This is a genomic window from Pseudomonas sp. SA195, assembly GCF_054131565.1.
The window spans coordinates 2901618-2925281 of the sequence record NZ_CP096392.1 but is presented as its reverse complement, the minus strand read 5'-3'; the positions used below and the strand labels follow the sequence as shown (position 1 = coordinate 2925281).

General features: G+C 63.3%; 25 protein-coding genes. 21 read left to right on the top strand and 4 right to left on the bottom strand.

The features are described from left to right. The first annotated feature begins 9 nt into the window (after nt 1–9). The 4 genes from M1D78_RS13500 (at nt 10) to M1D78_RS13485 (ending at nt 3286) form a co-directional block, all read left to right on the top strand. Nucleotides 10–360, top strand: a complete 351-nt coding sequence (locus M1D78_RS13500; protein ID WP_437420515.1) for a DUF4398 domain-containing protein — start codon at nt 10–12, stop codon at nt 358–360. Further along, nucleotides 357–1160 (top strand): OmpA family protein, encoded by an 804-nt coding sequence (locus M1D78_RS13495; RefSeq protein ID WP_437420514.1) that lies wholly within the window; start codon nt 357–359, stop codon nt 1158–1160. The genes M1D78_RS13500 and M1D78_RS13495 overlap by 4 nt, the downstream gene beginning before the upstream one ends. Nucleotides 1161–1277: 117 nt before the next feature. Beyond that, nucleotides 1278–2708 carry an aminotransferase-like domain-containing protein gene (locus tag M1D78_RS13490; RefSeq protein WP_437420513.1) on the top strand — a complete coding sequence of 477 codons (1431 nt, stop codon included), beginning with the start codon at nt 1278–1280 and terminating at the stop codon, nt 2706–2708. Next, nucleotides 2708–3286 carry a hypothetical protein gene (locus tag M1D78_RS13485; RefSeq protein ID WP_437420512.1) on the top strand — a complete coding sequence of 193 codons (579 nt, stop codon included), beginning with the start codon at nt 2708–2710 and terminating at the stop codon, nt 3284–3286. The genes M1D78_RS13490 and M1D78_RS13485 overlap by 1 nt, the downstream gene beginning before the upstream one ends. An 11-nt stretch (nt 3287–3297) precedes the next feature. Here M1D78_RS13485 and M1D78_RS13480 read toward each other — a convergent pair whose 3' ends face one another. Together M1D78_RS13480 and M1D78_RS13475 are read right to left on the bottom strand one after the other, a co-directional pair. Beyond that, entirely contained in the window at nt 3298–5892 is a 2595-nt protein-coding gene (locus M1D78_RS13480; protein ID WP_437420511.1) for a bifunctional diguanylate cyclase/phosphodiesterase, read from the bottom strand. Between the two features lie 118 nt (nt 5893–6010). Next, nucleotides 6011–6178, bottom strand: coding sequence for a DUF2897 family protein (locus M1D78_RS13475; protein WP_437420510.1), 168 nt, complete (start codon nt 6176–6178; stop codon nt 6011–6013). 149 nt (nt 6179–6327) lie between these two features. Here M1D78_RS13475 and pyrF point away from each other — a divergent pair, with 149 nt between their 5' ends. Continuing rightward, on the top strand, nt 6328–7023 hold the full coding sequence (pyrF, locus tag M1D78_RS13470) for an orotidine-5'-phosphate decarboxylase (protein ID WP_437420509.1): 696 nt from the start codon (nt 6328–6330) through the stop codon (nt 7021–7023). Nucleotides 7024–7064: 41 nt separating this feature from the next. Here pyrF and M1D78_RS13465 read toward each other — a convergent pair whose 3' ends face one another. Beyond that, nucleotides 7065–8069 carry an NADP-dependent oxidoreductase gene (locus M1D78_RS13465; RefSeq protein WP_437420508.1) on the bottom strand — a complete coding sequence of 335 codons (1005 nt, stop codon included), beginning with the start codon at nt 8067–8069 and terminating at the stop codon, nt 7065–7067. Between the two features lie 210 nt (nt 8070–8279). Here M1D78_RS13465 and M1D78_RS13460 point away from each other — a divergent pair, with 210 nt between their 5' ends. Further along, on the top strand, nt 8280–9041 hold the full coding sequence (locus tag M1D78_RS13460) for an SDR family oxidoreductase (RefSeq protein WP_437420507.1): 762 nt from the start codon (nt 8280–8282) through the stop codon (nt 9039–9041). 94 nt (nt 9042–9135) lie between these two features. On the opposite strand, the gene M1D78_RS13455 is transcribed toward M1D78_RS13460, so the two are convergent. Beyond that, on the bottom strand, nt 9136–10323 hold the full coding sequence (locus M1D78_RS13455; protein WP_437420506.1) for a benzoate/H(+) symporter BenE family transporter: 1188 nt from the start codon (nt 10321–10323) through the stop codon (nt 9136–9138). Between the two features lie 294 nt (nt 10324–10617). On the opposite strand from M1D78_RS13455, the gene fliE reads away from it, so the two are divergent. The 15 genes from fliE to fliP all read left to right on the top strand — a co-directional run bounded on the left by fliE (nt 10618) and on the right by fliP (nt 23652). Then, entirely contained in the window at nt 10618–10947 is a 330-nt protein-coding gene (gene fliE / locus M1D78_RS13450) for a flagellar hook-basal body complex protein FliE (RefSeq protein WP_437420505.1), read from the top strand. Nucleotides 10948–10962: 15 nt separating this feature from the next. Further along, nucleotides 10963–12750, top strand: coding sequence for a flagellar basal-body MS-ring/collar protein FliF (gene fliF, locus M1D78_RS13445; RefSeq protein WP_437420504.1), 1788 nt, complete (start codon nt 10963–10965; stop codon nt 12748–12750). Continuing rightward, nucleotides 12743–13759 carry a flagellar motor switch protein FliG gene (gene fliG, locus M1D78_RS13440; RefSeq protein ID WP_437420503.1) on the top strand — a complete coding sequence of 339 codons (1017 nt, stop codon included), beginning with the start codon at nt 12743–12745 and terminating at the stop codon, nt 13757–13759. Before fliF ends, fliG begins: the two co-directional genes overlap by 8 nt. A gap of 19 nt (nt 13760–13778) precedes the next feature. Further along, nucleotides 13779–14558 (top strand): flagellar assembly protein FliH, encoded by a 780-nt coding sequence (gene fliH, locus M1D78_RS13435; RefSeq protein WP_437420502.1) that lies wholly within the window; start codon nt 13779–13781, stop codon nt 14556–14558. Continuing rightward, nucleotides 14548–15906 (top strand): flagellar protein export ATPase FliI, encoded by a 1359-nt coding sequence (gene fliI / locus M1D78_RS13430; RefSeq protein WP_437420501.1) that lies wholly within the window; start codon nt 14548–14550, stop codon nt 15904–15906. The genes fliH and fliI overlap by 11 nt, the downstream gene beginning before the upstream one ends. Before the next feature lie 3 nt (nt 15907–15909). Continuing rightward, nucleotides 15910–16362 carry a flagellar export protein FliJ gene (gene fliJ / locus M1D78_RS13425; protein WP_437420500.1) on the top strand — a complete coding sequence of 151 codons (453 nt, stop codon included), beginning with the start codon at nt 15910–15912 and terminating at the stop codon, nt 16360–16362. Between the two features lie 180 nt (nt 16363–16542). Further along, nucleotides 16543–16848 carry an STAS domain-containing protein gene (locus M1D78_RS13420; RefSeq protein ID WP_437420499.1) on the top strand — a complete coding sequence of 102 codons (306 nt, stop codon included), beginning with the start codon at nt 16543–16545 and terminating at the stop codon, nt 16846–16848. Then, a complete protein-coding gene (locus M1D78_RS13415) occupies nt 16849–18555 on the top strand; it encodes an ATP-binding SpoIIE family protein phosphatase (protein WP_437420498.1) in 1707 nt (568 codons plus the stop codon). A gap of 57 nt (nt 18556–18612) precedes the next feature. After that, nucleotides 18613–18939: an Hpt domain-containing protein gene (locus tag M1D78_RS13410; RefSeq protein WP_437421314.1), complete on the top strand. Its 327-nt coding sequence runs from the start codon at nt 18613–18615 to the stop codon at nt 18937–18939. Between the two features lie 66 nt (nt 18940–19005). Next, complete coding sequence (locus M1D78_RS13405) at nt 19006–20268, top strand: flagellar hook-length control protein FliK (RefSeq protein WP_437420497.1); 1263 nt, start codon at nt 19006–19008, stop codon at nt 20266–20268. Nucleotides 20269–20423: 155 nt separating this feature from the next. Continuing rightward, a complete protein-coding gene (gene fliL / locus M1D78_RS13400) occupies nt 20424–20960 on the top strand; it encodes a flagellar basal body-associated protein FliL (RefSeq protein WP_437420496.1) in 537 nt (178 codons plus the stop codon). 12 nt (nt 20961–20972) lie between these two features. Further along, on the top strand, nt 20973–21944 hold the full coding sequence (gene fliM, locus M1D78_RS13395; protein WP_437420495.1) for a flagellar motor switch protein FliM: 972 nt from the start codon (nt 20973–20975) through the stop codon (nt 21942–21944). A gap of 42 nt (nt 21945–21986) precedes the next feature. Then, entirely contained in the window at nt 21987–22457 is a 471-nt protein-coding gene (fliN, locus tag M1D78_RS13390) for a flagellar motor switch protein FliN (protein WP_437420494.1), read from the top strand. Next, on the top strand, nt 22457–22876 hold the full coding sequence (fliO, locus tag M1D78_RS13385; RefSeq protein ID WP_437420493.1) for a flagellar biosynthetic protein FliO: 420 nt from the start codon (nt 22457–22459) through the stop codon (nt 22874–22876). Before fliN ends, fliO begins: the two co-directional genes overlap by 1 nt. 50 nt (nt 22877–22926) lie before the next feature. After that, entirely contained in the window at nt 22927–23652 is a 726-nt protein-coding gene (fliP, locus tag M1D78_RS13380; protein ID WP_457933594.1) for a flagellar type III secretion system pore protein FliP, read from the top strand. The last annotated feature ends 12 nt before the right edge of the window (nt 23653–23664 follow it).

Below are 23664 nucleotides of genomic sequence, written 5' to 3'. Positions count from 1 at the left end.
TCGAACCCGTTGAAAATTCAATCCTTATGCCTGAGCGTGCTCGTGCTGCTGCAAGGCTGCGCCAGTGACCCCGCACCGACCGAGCAGCTTCGCCTGACGGAGCAGGCCATCGTCCAGGCGCGTGCCGTCGGCGCCAGCGAGCAGACACCTGAATTACAGCAGGCCGAGGCCAAGCTGGCTATGGCCGTCGCTGCAATGAAGGACCGTAACTACCGCCACGCCCGCTTGCAGGCCGAGCAGGCCGAGCTGGATGCACGTTTCGCCGAGGCCAAGGTGCTTCATGACAAGAGCGAATTGCAGCTCGCCGAGCTGAACCGGCGTATTGCGCGATTGCGCGAACAGTTGGGAGATCTCCGGTGAATTCAATCCGCCTCGCTCCGCTCTTTCTCCTTGCCGCCGGCCTCTACGGTTGCACGTCGCCCGCTCTGGATCAGCAGCTGCGCGATGCCACCCAAGCCTACGAAAAGGTAAGCCAGGACCCCCAGGTGATGCACGATGCGCCCAAGGACGTATCGCGCGCCGGCGACTCGCTCGAGCGCGCCATGCGCTTCGCCAGCTACCTCGGCAATGCTGAGGATGCCGAGCACTACGCCTTCCTCAGCCTGCGCTACAGCGATATTGCCCGCTATCACAGCGCCTTGCTGCGTAACCAGGCGCGCGCGACGCAATTGGCGATGGAGCAGGAACGCCTGCGCCAGACCTTGCAGGAGGCCAGGCTGCTGGATGTCCATCAGCAGGACCGCTGGCTGGACGAGCAAATGATCAGCCTGGCAGCCGCCGAGACCGACCGAGGGCTGGTGATGACGCTTGGCGACGTTCTGTTCAAGCCGGCCAGCGCCGAGCTTGGCAATTCAGCCAATCGCACCCTGCTCAAGCTCGCGCATTTTCTCCAGCTCAATCCGGGGCGACGTATCCGTGTCGAGGGGTATACCGATAACCGGGGCGACGCGACGGAAAATCTCGAACTGTCACGCGCCCGCGCCCAGGCGGTGGCCGACTTTCTGGTCGACCTTGGCATCGAGTCCAGGCGCATGGATGTGGTCGGCTACGGCGAGCAATTTCGGGTAACCGAAAACGCGTCCGCGCGTGGTCGGGCGCAGAACAGGCGGGTCGAGATCCTGTTTTCGGATGAAGGGGGCCAGCTCGCGCCTGCGCGTTGAAGGTGTCACGGTTAAGCAAACGTAACGGACTGTTTCGGCGAGTTAGTCGATAACTGTATTGGTCGGCTGATAGTGGGCTGTACTACTGTTATGGTCCAGTTCGCGGAGACGGGCCAAATGACCAATCTGTTGCTCTACCAGCGCATCGCGCATCAGCTGGCCGAAGACATTCGGCGAGGTGTCTACCGGCCCGGAGAGCGGGTGCCGTCGGTCCGCAAGATGAGCATGCAGCTCAGTGTCAGCCATGCCACCGTACTGCAGGCCTACGCGAACCTGGAAGACCAGGGCATGATCCGCGCGCGGCCGCAATCGGGGTTCTATGTGCACCACACACCGGCGCTGACTGCGCCGACGCCAGACATCGCCCAGGTCGAGCGGCCCACACTCGTCACCCGCAGCAGCATCATCAACCAAGTACTCAGTGAATCGCGACGTGATGGGCTCATACCCCTGGGCGCGGCGGTGCCACACGTCGACTACCTGCCGGTACGTGCGTTGCACCAGCAGCTTGCCAAGGTCACACGGTTCCAGAGCCAACGGGCGTTCAGTTACATGTTCAGCCCGGGTTACGAGCCGCTGCGCCGGCAAGTGGCGATCCGCATGCGCGATGCCGGCGTGGTGGTCGGCCCGGATGAAGCGGTGATCACCCACGGTTGCGTCGACGCGCTGCAGATGTCGCTGCGCGTGTTGACCAAACCGGGCGACCTGATCGCTGCTGAATCACCCAGCTACTACGGCCTGCTGCAACTGGCCGACCTGCTGGGGCTTAAAGTCATCGAGATTCCCTGTGATCCAGACACCGGGCTGAGCCTTGAGGCGTTGCAGCTGGCGGCGAGCCAGTGGCCGATCAAGGCGCTGGTCCTGACCGCGCGGCTGAGTAACCCCCTGGGCGGTAGCATGCCGGACGCTCGCCAAAAACAATTGCTCAAGCTCGCCGCGAATTTCGACATTCAGATTGTCGAAGACGATATCTATGGCGAGCTCATGTTCGACGCCGGTTCGATCAAGGCGCTCAAGTCCAACGACAGCGATGGCCGGGTGATCTACTGCTCAAGCTTTTCCAAGACCCTGTCACCGGGCGTGCGGATTGGCTGGATTTTGCCGGGCCGGTATCGCGAGGACGTGCATCGTTTGCAGACCTTCAGCACCCATTCGGCCTGCAGCGTGACCCAGATGGCTGTTGCCGCCTATCTGGAGAACGGCGGCTACGACCGGCACCTGCGTTACATCCGGCACGAGTACCGCAGCAACCTCAGCGCATTTCAGTTGGCGGTGCAGCGTTACTTTCCGGAAGGTACGCAGATGACGCGGCCCACCGGCGGCTTCATCCTCTGGGTGAGCCTACCGGCCCGGGTGAATACCAAGGAGCTGCACGTACAGGCGCTCAAGCGGGGAATCAGCATTGCCCCGGGGCTGATCTTCAGCAATACCGAGCAGTTCAACCACTGCATTCGGCTCAATTGCGCGCTGCCCTGGACCGCAGAGGTCGAGCGGGCACTGAGTACTTTGGGGACATTGGCGGAGGAGCTCTGCCGGCAAGTGAATTAGTGGGAGGTGCAGTCGTGGCGGTCAAGGCGTTTTGGTGGATGATGGCGTTGCTGTTTCTCGGTGCCTGTGACGGCGACAACACGCCAGAAGCGCCGGGCGCCCCCTCGACGCCCCCGGCTCGAACCGGTGCTGCATTGGGTGAGCCCATCGCGCCGACGCCGGATCACGCCCCTCGTCTCGATGACGCACCGGACGAGGTTCCGCCGCCGATCCGCATTGAGTTGCCGGACATCGCCAACGAAGACACCGGCAGCGAACCACCTGCCAACGAGGGGGGCGAGGCGCCACCACCCATCAAAGTAGCGCCTGCCGCCCCCAGGTCGCCCGAGGCGAAGCCTGAGCGGCGACAGGCGGCGGTCGAGCCGCTGAAACAACCTGAGTTGGACCTTAGCCTGCCGGAAGACTGGACTGAGGAACTCGATGCCAGCCAGGACGAAGCCTCGCTAGACCTGCTGCCACCGTTGTTCGAAACCGCTCCGTCCAGCCGTGCCCTGCAGATGAGCGGCCGCCTGCTGCAGGACGACAACGGTGACGACGACTTCGGTGGCGCCGAGATCAATTTCGAGCTCAGGCGCTGATCGTCCGGATGTCAGCTCGGGCTGGTGTCGGTGGGCTGGGCTTTGCCGAGAACGCTGCTCTCGAACAGCGCGTGGAGTTCGCTGGCGCGTAGCGGGCGGCTCATGTGGAAGCCTTGCATTTCCCGGCAACCATCTGCCAGAAGCAGGTCCAGTTGCTCTGAGGTCTCGACGCCTTCGGCCGTCACACGAATGCGCAGCCCGCGGCCCAGGTCGATCAATGCCTTGACGATCGAATGATCCTCGGCCGAATGCTGCATGCCTGCGACGAAGCTGCCATCGATCTTGATCATGTCGAACGGGTAGAGGCGCAGGTTGCTGAGCGAAGAGTAGCCGGTGCCGAAATCATCCATCGCCAGCCGAAGGCCGAGCGTTTTGAGGCGAGTAAGCACGTCCAGCGTGCTTTGATTCTCCTCGAGCAATGCGCTTTCGGTGATCTCCAGTTCAAGCCGCGCCGCGGGCAAGCCGCTGTCGGTCAAAGCACTGCGGATCACTTCGAACAGGTCGTTGTTACGCAGCTGCAACGGCGAAAGGTTCACCGAGACCACGGGTTCGTCGTTCCAGCTCGCCGCCTCGTGGCAGGCCTGGCGCAGTACCCATTCGCCGAGAGGGACGATCAGGCCGGTTTCCTCGGCCAGTGGCACGAACTGCTCGGGCAGAAGCAGGCCGCGTGTAGGGTGGTGCCAGCGCACCAGCGCCTCTGCGCCGTTGATGCGCATGCCTTCGCTGAAGTAGCGCGGCTGGTAGTAGAGCTCGAATTGCTCTTCGACCAAGGCCAGGCGCAGTTCGTCTTCCTGACGGCGACGTTCGTGCAACCGCTTGTCCATTTCACTGCCGTAGAAACACCAGGTTCCGCGCCCGTTGGCCTTGGCCTGGTACAGCGCGATGTCCGCGCACCGCAGCAGGTCGGCGGACTGTACGGCGTCGGTCGGCGCCACCGCGATGCCGATGCTCGCACCGATATGGATCAGGTGTTCCTCGTAGTGGAAGGGCTCGCTGAGGCTGGTCACGACGCGCGAGCATAGGCCTTCGATATCGTCGCTACCTTGCAGGCGCCCAAGAACCATGACGAATTCGTCGCCACCCAGGCGCGCGACAAGGTCATCGGCGCGAACGCACTGCTTGAGGCGGTTGGACACGCCGACAAGGATCTCGTCGCCGGCTCCGTGCCCCAGTGTGTCGTTGACGGGCTTGAACCGGTCGAGGTCGATGTAGAGCACCGCCACACTCGACAAGCTGGTCACCGTGGCGAGCCGGTTCTCGAGGTATTCGCGTAGGCGGTTGCGGTTGGGCAGGCCCGTCAGCGCATCATGCTGCGAGAGGTACTGCACACGGGCCTGAGCCTTTGTTTCCTCGGTGATGTCGCTGGCGGTGCCCCGATATCCGATGAGTTCGCCGTTGCGCCGTATGGCCCGTGCCGACAACCGGCAATGCCGCTCACAGCCGTTAGCGGCGCGATAGCTGCAGCGCAGGGGCGCGCGCCGGGAACTGGCCAGCCAGTCTTGCAGGGCAGCCTTGTCGCTGATGAGCAGGTCGAGCAAGGGGCGCCCGATCCACTCGCTCGGTGCATGGCCGGTGATTTCCTCGAAGCGGCTGGACAGATAGATCAGGCGGGCCTGCTGGTCGGTTTCCCAGATCCAGTCGGAGGCCGCTTCGGCGACGTCCCGGAAACGTTCCTCGCTGGCCGCTAATGCTGCCCGGCTCGCCGCGAGCCGCTCGTAGCTGGCGTCCATGATCCGCAGGTTCTTTAGCGCTTGGCGCAGTAATAGCCAGGCAAGCAGGCCCAAGCCGAGCGTTACGCCGCCCAGCACGGGCATGGTAATCCACAAGAGGTATTCACCTGGCTGGGACACCGTCCAGGTCATGCTCAACGGCGAGCCGTCCAGGTAGCCCAGCTCGAACCGCGCATCGGTCTCCTGGTCGCTTCTAGGGGCAACGCGCAGGCCGTCGATAGCGTAGGCCGCGCCCAGTTCGCGTAGGCGGGCCGGGTCGAGAAGGTCGACGAACAAGAGCGTCGACGCGGGCCCTGGGGTGGGTTCGATATCGCTGCCACCGGTGGTCATCACCGCAGCGGCGGCCATGGCCGGGTGCCCCTCGGCTGTTAGCAGGCCAGTCGTGGTCTCCTCGTTGTCGAGGGCGACGCGCGCATCGTCCAGTAGCGTAGACAACCCCTGACCCAGCCATTGCTTCGCATCGACGTCGCTAAGCTCGCCACGGATGACTGAATACGTGGTGCGGCCGTTCGCATCGACGACGAACACTGCTTCGTAGCCGAAATCTTCATACAGCGAAGGCCCGAGATTCTCCTGCTCGTACGCCCAATCGAGATTGGTCTGGCTGCTCAGGTTGGCGTAGGCATCACCCCAGAAAGCGTTGTCGGCGATGTGACGGTTCATCCCTTCCTGGTGCGTCTCGAATGCTCTTTGGGCAAGAAAGCCTTCGCGTACCAGGGCGTCTCGGTCGATGGTGCCGGCAATGTGTATGACGGCCACAGCGGCCGCTAGCAGCGCGAGGGCAAGCAGGCATGCAATGCCAGGCAGAATGCGCCGGGCAAAGGCCGCCTGGGCCTTGGGTCGGATATCACCGAGCGGAGAGGGGACTGCTGACATGGTTCATCCTTATGAAGGACAGCAATGATCGCCCGAGGCCAGGCAAAAGGCCATCACTGACCGTTCGGTCCGAACATCCCGTGAAGTCTGAGGCAAAGAGCGAGTGATGGAGGGGCGGCTAGCGGTTGCGGGTATCCTCGGCATCCGCTTCGGCGTTGCGCTGGGCGATGCGCTGTTTTTGCTCTTCGGTCAGGGGGATCTTGCGGGCGCCGGCCTTCAGCAGGATCAGCCCGCCGATGATCGAGCCGAGCACCACGGCAAGCAGCAACCAGATGTACCAGGGCATGTTCGACTCCCGAAAGCTGTGATGCAGCCACCTTACGCTGTGGCGCTGGGCGATGCCATCCCGGCAGGCGGAAAGTCGCCACGCGGTGGGGCTCCGCCGGTGCGCCGTATTCTGCGACAATGCGCGCCGAAATTTGCTGAGGACGCCCCATGCCCTGCCAGACCCCCCTCATCGTTGCGCTCGATTTTCCTTCCCGTGATGCTGCGCTGACACTGGCCGAACGGCTGGATCCAGCGCTTTGCCGCGTCAAGGTCGGCAAGGAACTGTTCACCCGCTGCGGTCCGCAGATCGTCGAGGCGCTGCACGCCAAGGGCTTCGACGTGTTCCTCGATTTGAAATTTCACGATATTCCCAATACCACGGCGATGGCAGTGAAGGCTGCGGCGGAGCTCGGCGTATGGATGGTAAATGTCCACTGCTCCGGCGGGTTGCGGATGATGACGGCCTGCCGCGAGACGCTGGACGGGCTCAACGGGCCCAAGCCACTGCTGATTGGTGTTACGGTGCTGACCAGCATGGAACAGCAAGATCTCGCCGGCATCGGCCTGAATCTGGCGCCGCAACAGCAGGTGCTGCGCTTGGCAGGACTGGCAGCCCAGGCCGGGCTCGATGGCCTGGTCTGTTCGGCGCAGGAAGCTCAGCCGCTCAAGGCGCAGTTTCCTTCGCTCAAGCTGGTGACGCCGGGGATTCGCCCAGCAGGCGCGGCAGCGGATGATCAGCGTCGCATCCTGACCCCGGCCGAAGCGATGCAGGCGGGGTCGGACTACCTCGTGATGGGCCGGCCGATTGCGCAAGCCACCGATCCGGCGAAAGCCTTGGCGGATGTCGTCGCGCAATTGGCCTGAAGGCCTAGCCGGCTGCCAGGCGGCAGCCGGCCTGCAATGGCTTAGCTGACTTTCAGCACCAGCTTGCCGAAGTTACCGCCGGTAAAGAGCTTCATGAGCGTATCGGGGAAGGTATCCAGCCCTTCGACTATGTCTTCCTTGCTTTTGAGCTGCCCGCTTTGCATCCAGCCGGCCATGTCTTTCATCGCTTCGGGATAGCGCGAGACATAGTCGATCACCACCATGCCCTGCATGCGTGCCCGATTCACCAGCAGCGACAGGTAATTAGCCGGGCCCTTCACTGCATCGGTGTTGTTGTACTGGCTGATCGCGCCGCAGATCACGATGCGAGCCCCGACGGTTATGCGGGTGAGCACCGTGTCGAGGATCTCGCCGCCGACGTTGTCGAAAAACACATCCACGCCCTTCGGGCACGTGCGCTTCAGACCCGCGCCGACCTCTTCGCTCTTATAGTCGATGGCGGCATCGAAGCCGAGCTCGTCGGTTAGAAAGCGGCACTTGTCCGCACCGCCGGCGATCCCGACCACTCGGCAACCTTTGATCTTGGCAATTTGCCCGACGACGCTGCCCACCGCGCCAGCCGCACCAGAAATCACCACGGTTTCACCCGCCTTGGGTTCGCCGACCGCCAGCAGACCGAAATAGGCAGTCATGCCGGTCATCCCCAGCGCGGAGAGGTAGCGGGGCAGCGGCGCCTGGTTCGGATCGACCTTGTAGAAGCCTTTGGGCTCGCCGAGGAAGTAGTCCTGGACGCCTAGTGCACCGTTGACGTAGTCACCCTCCGCGAAACCGGGGTGCTGCGACGCGACGACCTTGCCGACGCCTAGCGCGCGCATCACTTCGCCAATACCAACCGGCGGAATGTAGGACTTGGCATCGTTCATCCAGCCACGCATGGCAGGGTCCAGCGACAGGTATTCCACTTTCACTAGGATCTGCCCTGGTCCCGGCTCGCCAAGAGGTGTTTCGACGAGATCGAAGGTGTCGCGACTCGGCGCACCGATCGGGCGCTTGGCCAGCAGGAATTGGCGATTGGTCTTGTCCATGGGAGCCTCTGGTCAGGAAAACCTTTGGTTTAGTCGCTCGGACCCGCCGCTGCAAGCAAAGCGGAACTCTGAAATGCATGGGCATCGGCGCGAGTGATATCCGGCGAACGGCTTATGACGATTCAGGCGTTGGCGGTATAACGGTGACCAATTCGCGAGCCTCGGTCACAGCGGGGCGGTGCTTCATCTATCAGAACAAGGGAAATCCGCATGAGCATGTCATTCGCCGGAAAGGTTGCGCTGGTTACTGGCGCCGCAGCTGGCATCGGTCGCGCTACGGCGCTGGCGTTCGCCCGGCAAGGATTGAAGGTGGTCGTCGCCGACCTCGACGAAACCGGCGGCCAGGCCTGTGTCGAGGCCATCCTGGAGGCGGGCGGCGAGGCGCTCTTCGTGCGTTGTGACGTGACACGCGATGACCAGGTCCGCGGCATGCTCGAGCAAACAATCGAGGCGTACAGCCGGCTGGATTACGCCTTCAACAATGCTGGGATCGAGATCGAGCAGGGCAAGCTGGCCGAGGGAAGCGAGGCGGAGTTCGATGCCATCATGGGCGTCAACGTCAAGGGTGTCTGGCTGTGCATGAAGCATCAATTGCCGGCAATGCTTGCCCAGGGCGGCGGGGTGATCGTCAACACCGCATCGGTGGCGGGCCTCGGCGCTGCGCCGAAGATGAGCATTTATTCGGCGTCCAAGCATGCGGTGATCGGGCTGACCAAGTCAGCGGCCATCGAATATGCGAAAAAAGGCATCAGAGTCAACGCGGTCTGCCCAGCAGTGATCGACACCGACATGTTCCGCCGGGCCTATGAGGCCGATCCACGCAAGGCCGAATTTGCCGCGGCGATGCATCCGGTCGGGCGCATCGGCAAGGTAGAAGAGATCGCGGCAGCGGTGCTCTATCTCTGCAGCGATGAAGCAGCCTTCACGACGGGCCACGCATTGGCGGTGGACGGTGGCGCGACAGCCATCTAAGTCGTTGCTCTCAAGTCGTGCCGCCTGCCAGCGTGACTTGTTACCCCGGGGGGGGGGTAAGTCGGATTTGGCCGGCGGCATACTGCCGCCCATCTCACCTGCGACCGTTGAGAATCACCAACGTCAGCACCCCTGCAATCAAGCCCCACAACGCGGCGCCAATGCCGAACAGCGTCAGCCCTGACGCCGTCACCATAAAGGTGATCAACGCTGCCTCCCGCTCGTTCGGCTGTTGCATCGCTTGGGTCAGCCCCGACCCAATAGAGCCCAGCAGCGCCAGTGCGGCGACCGACAAGACCAGTGCGGTAGGGAAGGCGGCGAACAATGCGGCTAGCGTCGCGCCAAAAATACCGGCGATGCCATAGAACACGCCGCACCAGGCGGCGGCGGTGTAGCGCTTGGTTCGGTCGGCATGTGCCTCTGGCCCGGCGCAGATGGCCATCGTGATGGCTGCCAGATGGATGCCGTGCGAGCCGAAAGGCGCCAGTAGCAGCGAGGCGATGCCGGTCACCGAGATCAACGGCGACGCCGGCGTGTCGTACCCCTCGGCACGCAGCACCGCCAGGCCGGGCATGTTCTGCGAGGCCATGGCGATGACGAACAAAGGAATGCCGATGCTGAAGATCGCCGCGATGGACAGCGAAGGCGTAGTCCACGCCGGCACCGCTACTCGCAGGCTCAGGCGCTGAAAGTCCAGCAGCCCAGAGAAGCCAGCAATCAGGCAGCCGACTAGCAACGCGCCAAGCACGGCGTAGCGAGGCTGCACGCGCTTGGCTACCAGATAGCTGAAGAACATGCCGAGCACCAGCAAGGGCTGTACTTCTACCGCGCGGAAAATCTCTATGCCGATGTTGAACAGCACGCCAGCCAACAGTGCCGCCGCCAGCGAGGCGGGGACGCGGCGCATCAGGCGCTCGAAGCTGCCGGTCAGCCCGCACAGCGCGATCAGTGCGGAGGCAAAGATGAACGCGCCGATGGCCTCTCCGTACGGAACGCCGGGAAGACTGGTGATGAGCAGCGCGGCGCCGGGCGTCGACCACGCGATGACCACCGGTGCGCGGTAGCGCAGCGACAGGCCGATGCTGCAGATCGCCATGCCGATCGACAACGCCCAGATCCACGACGAGATCTGGCCTTCGCTCAGCCCTGCCGCCTGGCCTGCCTGGAACATGAGCACCAGCGAGCTGGTGTAGCCGGTGAGCATGGCGATGAAACCGGCGACGACGCTGGAGGCCGAGGTGTCGGCAAGCGGGCGAGGCATTGAGCGAGTGGCGTCCGTCATGGTGATTCCTTTGAGTCCGGCTGCTTAGCCTAGGGCGCCCCGCCGCGGCCGTCACGGTACAGCCGGCATGGCGATGAGCGGAACAGCCAGTGGAATGGGGTGCGCTCAAGGCTGGAGGGCGCCGGCGGGGAGGCCATCTCCCAAGCGGAAGATTCCTGGCAGCGCTCGTGACGCAGCAGCACGACATTCAGGCTGTGGTCGGGCCTCCACCTTCAGGCCGTTCTGGCATCGATGTTGCTATTACCCCTGTGCCCGCTGCGAAGCGTCAAAAAACCCGCAGCTGATGGAGGACCAATGAGCCAGGGTATCGAATTCAACCGCTTGATGCTGGAAATGCGCGCCATGCAGACCGATGCAATGGCGCGTTCCAAGCCCGTGTCTGCGCCCCAGGAAGTGGGCGCGCCGAGCTTCTCCGACATGCTCGGCCAGGCCGTCAACAAGGTGAACGAAACCCAGCAGGCCTCCAGCCAATTGGCTAGCGCGTTCGAAATGGGCCAGGGCGGCGTCGATCTGACCGACGTGATGATCGCCTCGCAGAAGGCCAGCGTTTCTTTTCAGGCCATGACCCAGGTGCGTAACAAGCTGGTCCAGGCGTATCAAGACATCATGCAGATGCCGGTCTAAGGCGGGGTTTGATCAATGGCTGAAGTGCTTAGCAAAGTTCCCGCCACGGTCGATTCGGATGCTCCGAAGAAGCCGCTGTTTGGCCTGTCTTTTCTCGAGAACCTCTCCGAGATGTCGATGCTGCGGCAGATCGGCCTGCTGGTTGGCCTTGCCGCGAGCGTCGCGATCGGCTTTGCCGTGGTGCTCTGGTCGCAGCAGCCGGACTACCGGCCGCTGCTCGGTAGCCTCGCCGGGATGGACGCCAATCAGGTCATGGAGACCCTGACCGCAGCCGATATCGCCTACACCGTCGAGCCCAATTCCGGCGCGCTGCTGGTCAAGGCGGACGACCTGGCCCGTGCGCGCCTGAAGCTTGCCGGCGCCGGCATTGGGCAGACGGACAGCAACATCGGTTTCGAAATTCTCGACAAGGAGCAGGGGCTCGGCACTAGCCAGTTCATGGAAGCCACTCGCTACCGTCGCGGTCTGGAAGGCGAACTGGGGCGCACCATCTCCAGCCTGAACAACGTCAAGGGCGCGCGCGTCCACCTGGCGATCCCGAAGAGTTCGGTGTTCGTGCGTGACGAGCGTAAGCCGAGCGCGTCGGTACTGGTCGAGCTCTATCCGGGCCGCACACTGGAGCCGAGCCAGGTGATGGCGATCATCAACCTGGTCGCCACCAGCGTGCCGGAACTGACCAAGTCGCAGATCACTGTCGTCGACCAGAAGGGCAACCTGCTGTCCGACCAACAAGAGCTGACCGAGCTGAGCATGGCCGGCAAGCAGTTCGATTACAGCCGCCGCATGGAAAGCCTCTACACCCAGCGCGTGCACAACATCCTGCAGCCGGTGCTGGGCAACGGTCGCTACAAGGCGGAAGTGTCGGCTGACGTGGATTTCAGCGCGGTCGAATCGACGTCCGAGACGTTCAACCCGGACCAGCCCGCCCTGCGCAGCGAGCAGAGCGTCAACGAACAGCGTCAAAGCAGCCTCGGCCCGCAAGGCGTGCCGGGTGCCCTGAGCAACCAGCCGCCGGGCCCGGCGGCTGCGCCTGAGAATGCGGTTGCTGGTGCGGCTCCTGCCGGCGCCATCGCCTCCGGCCAGCCGCTGCTCGACGCCAACGGTCAGCAGGTCATGGACCCGGCGACCGGCCAGCCGATGCTGGCACCGTACCCAGCCGACAAGCGTGAGCAGTCGACCCGCAACTATGAGCTGGACCGCTCTATCAGTTACACCAAGCAGCAGCAGGGTCGCCTGCGTCGGCTTTCCGTCGCGGTGGTGCTGGACGATCAGGTTGTGGTTTCGGCTGATGGCCAGACCACCCGGGCGCCTCGCAGTGCCGAAGAATTGGCGCGTTTCACTCGCCTGGTGCAGGACGCCGTTGGCTTCGATGCCAGCCGTGGAGACAGCGTCAGCGTGATCAATGCGCCGTTCGCCAGCGACTCGATGGATGAGACGTTCGTCGACAGCCCGTTCTACACGCAACCCTGGTTCTGGGACATCGTCAAACAAGTGTTGGGTGTACTGTTCATCCTGGTGCTGGTGTTCGGCGTGCTGCGTCCGGTACTGAACAACCTGACCAATGCCGGCAAGGGCAAGGAACTGGCACCGGTCGCCGCAGGCGATGCCGAGCTGGGCGACATGGAAGGCATCGAGGGTTCGCTGGCCAGTGATCGGGTCAGCCTGAGCGGGCCGCAGAGCATCATGCTGCCGAGCCCGACCGAGGGGTACGATGCGCAACTGAATGCCATCAAGAATCTGGTAGCTGACGATCCGGGCCGGGTGGCGCAGGTCGTCAAAGAATGGATCAACGCAGATGAGTGACGCACGGGTTCCCGCCAAGATGAACAAGGTCGACAAGGCTGCGATTCTCCTGCTCTCGCTCGGCGAGGCTGATGCCGCACAAGTGCTGCGCCACCTCGGGCCGAAGGAAGTGCAGAAGGTCGGCACGGCGATGGCGCAGCTGCGCAACGTCCAAAAGAACCAGATCGAGTCGGTCATGAGCGAGTTCGTCGAGATCGTCGGCGACCAGACCAGCCTCGGCGTCGGCTCGGACGGCTACATCCGCAAGATGCTCACCCAGGCGCTGGGTGAGGACAAGGCCGGTGGCCTGATCGACCGCATCCTGCTGGGCGGCAACACCAGCGGTCTGGACAGCCTGAAGTGGATGGAGCCGCGCGCGGTGGCCGACGTCATTCGCTACGAGCACCCGCAGATCCAGGCAATCGTGGTGGCCTACCTCGACCCGGATCAAGCGGGTGAGGTGCTCTCGCATTTCGACCACAAGGTGCGCCTGGATATCGTGCTGCGTGTTTCTTCGCTCAATACCGTGCAACCGGCGGCGCTGAAGGAGCTGAACCTGATTCTGGAGAAGCAGTTCTCCGGAAACTCGAACACCACGCGGGCGAACCTGGGCGGCGTCAAGCGCGCCGCGGACATCATGAATTACCTCGACAGCTCGGTCGAAGGCCAGCTGATGGACGCGATTCGCGAAGTCGACGAGGACCTGTCTTCGCAGATCGAAGACCTGATGTTCGTATTCGACAACCTGGCCGATGTCGACGACCGGGGCATTCAGGTACTGCTGCGCGAAGTATCCTCCGACGTGCTCGTGGTGGCGCTCAAGGGCGCCGACGAAGCGATCAAGGAAAAGGTGTTCAAGAACATGTCCAAGCGCGCTGGCGAGTTGCTGCGCGACGACCTCGAAGCCAAGGGCCCGGTGCGCATCAGCGAAGTGGAAGGCGCGCAGAAGGAAATTCTTACCATCGCCCGTCGCATGGCCGAAGCCGGAGAAATCGTGCTCGGCGGCAAAGGCGGCGAAGAAATGATCTGACTAGCAGGACTCTGTCTCGATGTCGAAGGAAAACCCCAGCGACGTGATCCGCGCGAAGGACATCAATGTCTTCGATCGCTGGGCCTTGCCGAGCTTCGATCCGCACGGCGAGCCATCCGAGCCGGAGGTGCCCGAGCCGGCTGTCGAGGAGGCCGAGCTGGCCCACAGCGAGGACGTTCCGGTCGAGGAAGTCAAACCGCTGACGCTCGACGAGCTCGAGGCAATCCGTCAGGAGGCCTATAACGAGGGCTTCAGCACCGGCGAGAAGGACGGCTTCCATGCCGGCCAGCTGAAAGCGCGCCAAGAGGCCGACGCCGCCCTGGCGCCGAAGCTGCGCAACCTCGAAACCTTGATGGGCCAGCTGCTCGAGCCCATCGCCGACCAGGACCGCAACCTCGAACATGCCATGGTGACGCTTGTCAGCCAGCTGGCGCGCGAGGTTATCCAGCGCGACCTGCTGATCGACTCCAGCCAGATTCGTCAGGTTCTGCGCGAGGCGCTCAAACTGCTGCCCATGGGCGCTAGCAACGTGCGCATCCACATCAATCCGCAGGACTTCGAACTGGTGAAAGCGCTGCGCGAACGCCACGAGGAAACCTGGCGGATCATCGAGGACAGCGACTTGATGCCAGGCGGCTGCCGTGTCGAGACCGAGCAGAGCCGGATCGATGCGAGCGTGGAAACCCGTCTGGCGCAGGCAATTGCCCAGTTGTTCGACCAGCAGCGGGAGAACGCCACCAGCCCGCCGGAAGCCGACCTGCATATCGATCTGGACGCGGAGCCATCCGATGCGCCTTGAACGTACCAGTTTCGCCAGGCGCTTCGAAGCCTACGGCGAGGCCATCAAACTGCCCGCCCAGCCGATCCTCGAGGGGCGCCTGCTGCGCATGGTCGGCCTCACGCTGGAGGCCGAGGGGCTGCGCGCCGCAGTCGGCAGCCGTTGCCTGGTTATCAACGAAGACAGCTACCACCCGACGCAGGTCGAGGCGGAAGTCATGGGCTTCGCCAGCGGCAAGCTCTACCTGATGCCCGTCGGCAGTCTCGCCGGTATCGCGCCGGGGGCCCGCGTCGTGCCGTTACCCAATACCGGGCGGCTGCCCATGGGCACCTCGATGCTCGGCCGCGTGCTCGACGGAGCAGGCCGCGCCCTGGACGGTAAGGGCGGTATGAAGGCCGAGGACTGGGTGCCTATGGACGGCCCCGTGATCAACCCGCTCAAGCGCCATCCGATCAGCGAGCCGCTGGATGTGGGCATTCGTTGTATCAACGGCCTGCTCACGGTGGGGCGCGGCCAGCGCCTTGGCCTGTTCGCCGGCACCGGTGTCGGTAAATCCGTGCTGCTCGGCATGATGACGCGGTTCACCGAGGCGGACATCATCGTGGTTGGCTTGATCGGCGAACGTGGCCGCGAGGTAAAGGAGTTCATCGAACATATCCTCACCGAGGAAAGCATCAAGCGCTCGGTGGTCGTCGCGTCGCCCGCCGACGATGCCCCCCTGATGCGGCTGCGCGCGGCGCAGTATTGCACGCGCATCGCCGAGTATTTCCGCGACAAGGGCAAGAACGTACTGCTACTGATGGATTCGCTGACCCGCTATGCGCAGGCCCAGCGGGAAATCGCCCTGGCCATCGGCGAACCCCCGGCGACCAAGGGCTATCCGCCCTCGGTTTTCGCCAAGCTGCCGAGCCTGGTCGAGCGTGCCGGTAATGCGGAAAAAGGCGGTGGCTCGATTACCGCGTTCTACACCGTGCTCTCCGAGGGTGATGACCAGCAGGATCCAATCGCAGATGCCGCACGTGGGGTACTCGACGGTCACATTGTACTGTCGCGCCGGCTGGCAGAAGAGGGGCATTACCCCGCGATCGATATCGAGGCGTCCATCAGCCGCGTGATGCCGGCGGTGGTCAGCCAAGAGCATCTGCGCGGCTCGCAGCGCTTCAAGCAACTCTGGTCGCGCTATCAGCAGAGCCGCGACCTCATCAGCGTGGGCGCCTACGTGCCCGGCGGCGACCCCGAGACGGACCTGGCCATTGCCCGCCAGGCCGAGATGGTGCGCTACCTCAGGCAGGGCCTGAACGAGTCCGAGGGGCTGGCGCAAAGTGAAGTCTCGTTGAGCAACGTCTTCAACCCGAAAGCGGCGAACTAAGCCTTGTCGGCGAGCCGTGCAGCGCGCCTGGCGCCCGTGATCGATATGGCCGAGCGGGCCGAGCGCGACGCCGCGCGCTTGTTCGGCCAGGGGCAGACGCAGGTCGCCCAGGCCGAGGCGAAGCTCGGGGAGCTACGCCAATATTTCACCGACTACCAACAGCAGTGGCTCAATCAGGGCAGCCAGGGCGTCTCGGGTCAGTGGTTGATGAACTACCAACGCTTCCTTTCGCAACTCGAGTCGGCCATCGCCCAGCAGCAACGCAGTCTGGACTGGCACCGCAATAATCTCGACAAGCTGCGCGAGCAATGGCAGCAACGCCGCGCGCGCCTCGACGGGCTGCGCAAACTGGTCGAGCGTTATTTGCAGGAAGCACGTACCGCAGCGGACAAGCGCGAGCAGAAACTGCTCGACGAGTTCGCCCAGCGCCTCGCAGGTCGGCCAAAACAGGAATGAGCTTGCTGCGCGTAGGTTTGGGTGCTAAATCTTCACGTGCTTCTTTGCAACAGCACGGCTGGACATTGAAGCCGCAGGCGCTGGCAGAAAATAGGCGCTACCGGCGGTGCCAGCGCCAATCCAGCAACACACGACAGCCGCGGCGAAGGGTTGCGACCTCGTTAGGATTAGGAGTGCTACATGACCATCAGTTCACAGCTATCGGCAGATGGACAAGAGCTGACGATTACCATCCAGGGGCGTTTCGATTTCAATGCCCATCAGGCCTTCCGCGACGCCTATCAGCGCGTCGATTGCACTCCCAAGCGTTACGTGGTCGACCTTGGCGGTGCGACCTATCTCGACAGTTCCGCGCTCGGCATGCTCCTGCTGCTGCGTGATCACGCCGGCGGCGACAGAGCTGATATCCGCCTGATCAACTGCAACCCAGACGTGCGTAAGGTCCTCTCGGTTTCCAACTTCGAACAATTGTTCGCCATCGCCTGAATGCCTCGCAGGCTATCCATACTCATCGCCGAAGACGGCGCGGCTGACCGCATGCTGCTGGCCGCGATCGTCGCGCGGCAGGGGCATCGGGTGATGACTGCCATCAACGGTGCCGAGGCTGTCGACATCTTCGAACGCGAGCGGCCGCAACTGGTGCTCATGGATGCGCTGATGCCGGTGATGGACGGTTTCGAAGCGGCCGAGCGGATCAAGCGACTGGCCGGCAACGAGCTGGTACCCATCATTTTTCTTACATCGCTGACCGAGAACGAGGCGCTGGTGCGCTGCCTGGAGGCGGGCGGCGACGACTTCATCGCCAAGCCGTACAACCCGATCATCCTCGAAGCCAAGATCCAGGCCATGCACCGGCTGCGGCGTTTGCAGGCCACGGTGCTGGAGCAGCGTGATCTGATTGCACGGCGCAACCAGCAGCTGCTCGACGAGCAACGCGCGGCCAAGGCGATTTTCGACAAAGTGGCCCACGCGGGTTGCCTCAACGCGCCGAATATCCGGTTCCACCAGTCACCGCGCGCCCTGTTCAACGGTGACCTGCTGCTGGCCGCGCATGCGCCGGCCGAGCGGATGTTCGTGCTGCTGGGCGATTTCACCGGCCATGGCCTGCCCGCGGCGATAGGCGCCATGCCACTGGCCGAAACCTTCTACGGCATGACAGCGAAGGGCTACTCCAGTAGCGAAATCCTGCGTGAAATCAACGCCAAGCTGAAACTGATCTTGCCGGTGGAAATGTTCTGCTGCGCGACCTTTCTCGACATCAACTTCAGTCAGGGCAGCCTGCGTTTCTGGAATGGCGGTCTGCCCGATGGTTACCTGCTCAGAGCCGGCCAGGAGGGGCGAGTCGCGTTGACCTCTCGTCACCTGCCGCTGGGAGTGTTGGACAGCGCCGCGTTCGATGACCGTTTCGAAACGCTGCCGCTGGCCGTTGGCGACCGATTGCTGCTGATGTCCGATGGCGTACTCGACAGTTGCAACGCTGATGACGAGCTCTTTGGCGAGGCGCGCCTGCTCGCCGCCCTCGATGCCAACCGCGACCCGGCGCAGCTGTTCGACGAAATCCAGCAGGCACTGAGTGCCTTCCACGGCCAGATGCTCGACGACCTGAGCCTCGTGGAGGTCAGCATGCTGGATGCCCAGGCGGTGGCGCCCGGCAATCCGTTTGGCCAGTTCCCGCTCGGTGCACGACCCATGCGGCCAATGGACTGGTCCACTGGTATCGAGCTGCGGCCTGATAGCCTGCGCACGGCCAATCCGCTGCCGATGTTGATGCAGATGCTGCTGCAGATACCGCCGTTGCGTCAGCGCGCTGGCACCGTCTATACCGTGGTGACCGAGCTCTACTCGAATGCACTCGAGCACGGCGTGCTGCTGTTGGATTCTTCAATGAAGTGCGATGCCGCTGGATTTGCACGCTACTACGACGAACGCCAGCGGCGCTTGGAGCAGCTGCGCGAGGGTAGCGTCACCCTTCAACTGACGGTGCGATCCGAGGGCGCGCGGGGCTGGCTGAGAATCTGCGTCAGCGACAGCGGGCCCGGGTTCGACGTGGCGGAGGTGCTGAGCAAGCAGTACTGCCCCGAAAGCCTCGGCGGGCGAGGGCTGCGGATGATTCGTCAGCTGACTGAGCGGTTCAGCTGGGACGCCGAGGGCAAAGTGCTCAGCGTGGAGTTCCATTGGGGGGCTCATGCATAATTCAGGCTTCTTGCCAGGAGTACAGCTGTGGTCGATCACCTCGACAATCGAGTGTTGATGACGCTTCAGGAGGTTATGGAGGCGGAGTATCCAGTCTTGCTGGACACCTTCCTGGTTGACTCCGAAGAGCGGCTGCGCCTGCTGCAGCGCGCCGTTGATGCCGGCGAGGCGGAAGCGTTGCGCCAGGCCGCGCACAGCTTCAAAGGCAGCTGCAGCAACATGGGGGCCGCCTTGCTTGCCGAACTCTGTCGCGAACTCGAGGAAACCGCGCGGCGCGAACAGCTTGCCGTCGCGCCGGCACTCATCGAGCGTATCGAACGCGAATTCGCCATCGTGCGCATCCTGTACCGTGCCGAGCGGCAACGATTCAGCGGTCGCGCTTGATCCTGTTCGTGCTGGCCCGGAGTTTGCTTTCCCTGCTGTGAAGTCATCACCCTGAGCGGAAAGCCCATGGCCGTTTCCCCCGATCTGCTACTCAATATCAAGGCTCCGACTGCCGCGCCGAAAGCGCCCACCGCCGCAGCTAAATCAAATGCCCAGCCCAGCCGTGACGAGGCCTCCAGCTTCGCCAACGTCTATGCCAAGGAGCGCCAGGCCAAGCCCGTCGAGCGTCATGAGGCCAGCGCAAAACCGACGCGGGACAAAGCCGTTGCTGAAAAACCGAGTCAGGAAACCGCCGCGGCAAGCGGCAGCGAGAAGCCGGCCGTTGACGAATGCGGCAATGAATTGCCTGCCACTGCCGAGGCAACTGCAGAGGACACCGAGTCGCTCGACGACGCTGAGGGGGCCGTGGACCCTTTGCTCCTGCTTGGTCTCGGTGGCCCGGCTGCCGAAACGCCTGCCGACACGGCGCCTACGCTACCGACTGGCAGCGAATTCCTGACGGGCGTGCTGCAGGCGCAACCTGCGTCCGCCGAAGGCGACATGCCGGCTACAGAGGACATGCTCCTAGGCCAGCGTACGCCGCTGGAAGGCCAGACTGGCGCGCCAAAAGGCCAACTGCCGACGACGCTGACCGGCGAGCCGTTGCAGGCTCAGGAGCAGGCCGAGCTCGTCGCGCCGCTCCAGATGGCCGAGGAGAGCACCGAGGATTTGGCTGAGCCCTCGCTGGAAGAAGGCTTCGCCGAATTGCTCGAACAGCTGGATTCGCCAAAGGAAACCCGCAGCGCGGCTGCTGAATCTGCCATCAACCGCTTGAACCCGCTGGCCCAGGCGGTTGGTCAGCAGCCGCCGCAGGTTCAACGGGCAGCGCCATTGGTGCCCGGGCAGCCGGTACAGGTCCAGCAGTCCGGCTGGAGCGAGGCGGTGGTCGACCGCGTGATGTGGATGTCGAGCCAGAATCTAAAGTCCGCCGAGATTCAGCTGGACCCGGCGGAGCTCGGGCGTATGGAAGTGCGCATCGACATGAACAAGGATCAGGCCCAGGTCACCTTCCTTAGCCCGCACGCTGGCGTCCGGGATGCCCTCGAAGGCCAGATGCAACGCCTGCGCGACATGTTTACCCAGCAGGGGATGACAATGGACGTCAACGTTTCCGACCAGTCGTTGGCGCGTGGCTGGCAGGGCCAGGGGCAGGGCGGCGATGAGTCCCGCGGCGGTCGCGGCATGGCCGGTTTCGGCGGCGGGGACGAAGAAGACGTTGTGCAGGGCATGACCGAAATCCGCAGCAATCGGGGTGGCAACGACCGCGGGCTGGTGGATTACTACGCGTGAACCGGCCGGGCGATGAGCCCGGCTTTCCATCCAGCGGCGGGTGAGCAGTGCCCTCTGGCATTTACTGCCGCCTGCCACTGGCCGATACTCTGGCACAGCAGTTGCTCCTAACCCCTTGAACTCAGAGCAATCACACGTGATGACGGATATTTGGCATGGCTAAGAAACAGGGACCACCCGACGTTGCGGCACCTGGTGCGGCAACGGCCGGTGGTAAGAGCAAGCTCAAGCTGATCATCCTCATCGTGGTCGGATTGCTGCTGGCGGTCGGCCTGTCGGTCGGCGCCACGCTGTTCTTCATGGGCAAGAGCGAACCGGAGGCGCCTGCCGAGGACGCTGCCAAGGCGGAGGCCGCCGCGCCTCAGCGTCAGCCAGCCGTTTACGAGGTGCTTGCACCCTCATTCGTGGTGAATTTCAGCAATACCGGTGGCCGGCCCCGCTACATGCAGGTCGGTGTCGCCCTTATGTCGCGTGACCAGGCCGCACTGGACGCCTTGAAGGAACACATGCCGTTGTTGCGCAATCAACTGGTCATGCTGTTTTCCAGCCAGGATTTCGCCGCGCTGGCGACGCCGGTGGGCCAGGAGATGCTGCGCCAGCAGGCGACCGTGAGCGTGCAGGAGCTGGCCCAGAAGGAAATCGGCAAGCTTGCCATCGAGCAAGTGCTGTTCACCAACTTCGTATTGCAATAGGGGGCCGTTCCAGTGGCTGTTCAAGACCTGCTCTCGCAAGACGAGATCGACGCGCTGCTGCACGGCGTGGACGACGGTCTGGTCGATACCGAAAGCGACGCCGAACCGGGCAGCATCAAGAGTTACGACCTCACCAGCCAGGACCGCATCGTCCGTGGCCGCATGCCGACCCTGGAGATGGTCAACGAGCGTTTCGCACGCTACACCCGCATTAGCATGTTCAACCTGTTGCGCCGCTCGGCTGACGTGTCCGTCGGTGGCGTCCAGGTCATGAAGTTCGGCGAATACGTGCATTCGCTGTATGTGCCGACCAGCCTCAATCTGGTCAAGATCAAGCCGTTGCGTGGCACCTCGCTGTTCATCCTCGATGCCAAGCTGGTGTTCAAGCTGGTCGATAATTTCTTCGGCGGCGACGGGCGTCACGCCAAGATCGAGGGCCGGGAATTCACCCCGACGGAACTGCGCGTGGTGCGCATGGTGCTGGATCAGGCGTTCGTCGATCTCAAGGAAGCCTGGCATGCCGTGCTCGACGTCAATTTCGAATACGTGCACTCCGAAGTGAATCCGGCGCTGGCCAACATCGTCAGCCCGAGCGAAGTGGTGGTGGTGTCGACCTTCCATATCGAACTCGACAGCGGCGGTGGCGATTTCCACGTGACCATGCCGTATTCGATGATCGAGCCGATTCGCGAGATGCTCGACGCGGGCTTCCAGTCCGACGTCAGCGACCAGGACGAGCGCTGGATCAATGCCCTGCGCGAGGACATTCTCGACGTGCATGTGCCGCTCAGTGCGACGGTTGTCCGGCGCCAGCTCAAGCTGCGCGACATCCTGAACATGCAGCCGGGCGACGTGATCCCGGTGGAAATGCCCGAAGACATGATCATGCGCGCCAACGGCATGCCAGCCTTCAAGGTCAAGCTAGGCGCGCACAAGGGCAACCTGGCCCTGCAGGTACTCGACTCCGTGCTGCGCCCACGGTGATCGAGCCCTCATTACCTCTCTCAAGCCGGTCGAGGAATCGCAATGGCAGATGAATTTGAAAACACATCCCCTGAAGAGCAGGCGCTGGCCGACGAGTGGGCCGCGGCGCTCGCCGAGGCGGGCGACGCAAGCCAGGACGACATCGATGCGCTGATGAATCAAGGGCCGGCTGCGGCCCCTGCGCCACCGCGAGCACCGCTCGAGGAATTCGGCGCTGCGCCTAAGCACCTCGGCAACCCCGCAGGGCTCGAGGGCCCGAACCTGGATGTCATCCTCGATATTCCGGTGTCCATCTCAATGGAAGTCGGCAGTACCGAGATCAGCATCCGCAACCTGCTCCAGCTCAATCAGGGGTCGGTGGTGGAGCTTGACCGGCTGGCTGGCGAGCCGCTGGACGTCCTGGTCAACGGTACGCTCATCGCTCATGGTGAGGTCGTGGTGGTCAACGAAAAGTTCGGCATTCGCCTGACTGACGTGATCAGCCCGAGCGAACGCATCAAGAAGCTGCGCTGATGAACAGACTCGGTTTTTTCGCATGGGCACTGACGTTGCCGGCGGTGGCTGCGGAGCCGGCCGCCACGGCTGCTTCGGGTGGAATGGGCGCGCAGATGACCAAGCTGCTGCTCGGCCTGTTGCTGGTCATCGGATTGATATTCGCCTTGGCGTGGGCCTTGCGTCGCATGCAACAACTCAACCCGCGCAGCAACCAGGCGATCAAGCTGATTTCCACCCAGGCGCTTGGCCCGCGTGAGCGGCTGGTGCTGGTGCAGGTCGGCACCGAGCAAGTGCTGGTTGGCCTGAGCGCCGGCCGCATCACGCCGCTGCATGTGTTGAAGGAACCGGTGCATCTGCCGGACGCCGAGCCGGCTAATCCGGAGTTTGCCCAGCGGCTGATGGAGTTGCTCGGGCGAGATCAAAAGGACAAGCCTTGATGCTGCGACTGCTGTTGACGCTGCTGCTGGCGGTCGCCGCGCCGCTGGCGATGGGGCAGGACGCAGGCTCGCTGATCGGCCAGGGTGACAACCCGTTGTCGATCCCCGCGATCACGTTGAGCACTGACGCCGAAGGCCAGCAGGAATACTCGGTCAGCCTGCAGATCCTGTTGATCATGACGGCGCTGAGCTTCATCCCGGCGTTTGTCATGCTGATGACCAGCTTTACGCGGATCATCATTGTCTTCTCGATCTTGCGCCAGGCGCTGGGCCTGCAGCAGACGCCGTCGAACCAGATCCTGGTCGGCCTGACGATCTTCCTTACGCTGTTCATCATGGCGCCGGTGTTCGAACGGATAAACAACGAGGCGGTCCAGCCTTACCTCAATGAGCAACTGTCCGCGCAGGACGCGCTGGCCAGGGCCGAGGTGCCGCTGAAGAACTTCATGCTGGCGCAGACCCGAGAGAGCGATCTCGAGCTGTTCATGCGCCTGTCGCGCCGCACCGATATTCCGTCGCCGGATGCCGCGCCGCTGACCATTCTGGTTCCTGCGTTCGTCACCTCCGAGCTGAAGACAGCGTTTCAGATCGGTTTCATGATCTTCATTCCGTTCCTGATCATCGACATGGTGGTCGCCAGCGTGCTGATGGCGATGGGGATGATGATGCTCTCGCCGCTGATCATCTCGCTGCCGTTCAAGATCATGCTCTTCGTGCTGGTCGATGGATGGGGGCTGATCATCGGCACGCTTGCCAGCAGTTTCGGCACGCTCTAGCAGCCAGGGGAG